A 1,492-nucleotide genomic window follows, 5' to 3' on the forward strand; every position below is an offset into this window, starting at 1 on the left:
GCCCGCTTGCCCAGCGCTCCGCAGTACTGCCGGGCCACCCCCACCGAAGCAGTGCCGCACTTGGGGAACGACACGTCGTCGATCACCCACACCTCAGGCGCGATTACCTCGCTCAGCCGTTCGGCGATCCGCCGCCGCACCGGCAGTGGATCCCACGGCGACTGGTTCACGAACTGTTGCAGGGCCTGCATGTTCCCGTCCGGCAGCCGTTCGGCCATCGGCTGGATCGACTTCCGCCGGCCGTCCAGCATCAGACCCCGCAGATAACACCCGCCCCACCGCCGCTGATCCCGCCGCGGGAGCGAGGCGAACACATCGGCAACGAACTCCGCTAACTCGCCCCGGAGCCGTTCCACCTCCCCAAGCCTCATAGCCGACAGATGCCCACCACCAGGCGAGATCACTCGACGTAACGAAGCACTACTAGGGCCTGTCCGACGGATCATGTGACTGTCGGTTTGCTGGCTCGTTGTTCTCGGTATGTGGCGGGGTGATCTGACGAATGCGGAGTGGGTCCGGCTGGAGCCGCACTTGCCGGCGACGGGACGGCGTGGCGGGCGGTGGAACGATCACCGCAGGGTGATCAACGGGATCCTGTTCTGGGTCCGGACGGGCATACCGTGGCGGAACCTTTCCGAGCGTTTCGGCAGTTGGAAGTCCGTTTATGAACGGCACCGGCGCTGGTCGGCGGACGGCACGTGGGACCGGATCCTGCGTGCCGTCCAGGCCGACGCCGACCTCGCTGGCCGAAAGGGCGGCCGGCCCGCCGGCTTCGACAGCGAGATCTACAAACGCCGCAATGAGGTCGAGCGCACGATCAAACGGCTTAAGAACTCCCGGGCCATCGCCACCCGCTACGACAAGAGGGCCTACGTCTTTCACGGCACCGTCACGGCCGCGACGATCCGTCTGTGGCTCCGGCCGTGATCAGACCAGACATAACTAAATAGTGAAGGGGTCTTCCAGCGTCGGGATGCACGGAGACAGCAGCGCTTCCGTGTGCTGCGTGACCGTGCCCCGAGCTAGCCTGAGTACGCGTACCTCGTTCTCATGGCCCGGGGCCTCGTCATCGCGCATATGCAAGAGACCGTAGGAGCCGGGAGCGACCTTGGCGACGTGTTCGAACAGACCGACGACATCTGGCGACGAGCGGTGATTGGAATTGCCTCCCACATGGATGTACGGCTCGCCATTCATCCACCTGAGATCAAGGAGGTAAGGACTGGCCATCTGGGCGATGCGAAGCCGAAGCTCATCGACGACCTGCCGCAGTCGGACGTCATCGTCGTCGCCGACTGCGGTCTCCCTGACAGTGATCCAGCCGTGGTATTCGAACACGTCGCGATTCTAATGAGGTCGCTGGGTCTCGATCGCCGCGACCACGGCATGATCCGCCGGACAGGCCCTAGTAGTGCTTCGTTACGTCGGGTGATCTTGCCTGGTGGTGGGCATCTTCCGGCTATGAGGCTGGGGGAGGTGGAACGGCTCCGGG

The 1,492-nt window shown here is 64.5% G+C and carries 3 protein-coding genes; 1 reads left to right on the forward strand and 2 read right to left on the reverse strand.

Translation table 11 applies throughout. The annotated features are described in order from the left end of the window. Positions 1–371 (reverse strand): transposase (locus ABTZ91_RS34005; RefSeq protein WP_352081095.1); only part of this gene is annotated, 371 nt, incomplete at its 3' end. A gap of 109 nt (positions 372–480) precedes the next feature. On the opposite strand from ABTZ91_RS34005, the gene ABTZ91_RS34010 reads away from it, so the two are divergent. Further along, entirely contained in the window at positions 481–927 is a 447-nt protein-coding gene (locus ABTZ91_RS34010; RefSeq protein WP_352081096.1) for a transposase, read from the forward strand. A gap of 15 nt (positions 928–942) precedes the next feature. Here the strand turns inward: ABTZ91_RS34010 and ABTZ91_RS34015 are convergent, their stop codons facing one another. Next, the gene (locus ABTZ91_RS34015) at positions 943–1,338 is read right to left on the reverse strand and encodes an Imm7 family immunity protein (protein ID WP_352081097.1); all 396 of its coding nucleotides are present in this window, start codon (positions 1,336–1,338) and stop codon (positions 943–945) included. Positions 1,339–1,492: the final 154 nt, after the last annotated feature.

This window comes from Streptomyces sp. NPDC126499 (genome assembly GCF_040302485.1).
In the GTDB taxonomy this organism is placed as follows: Bacteria; Actinomycetota; Actinomycetes; order Streptomycetales; family Streptomycetaceae; genus Streptomyces.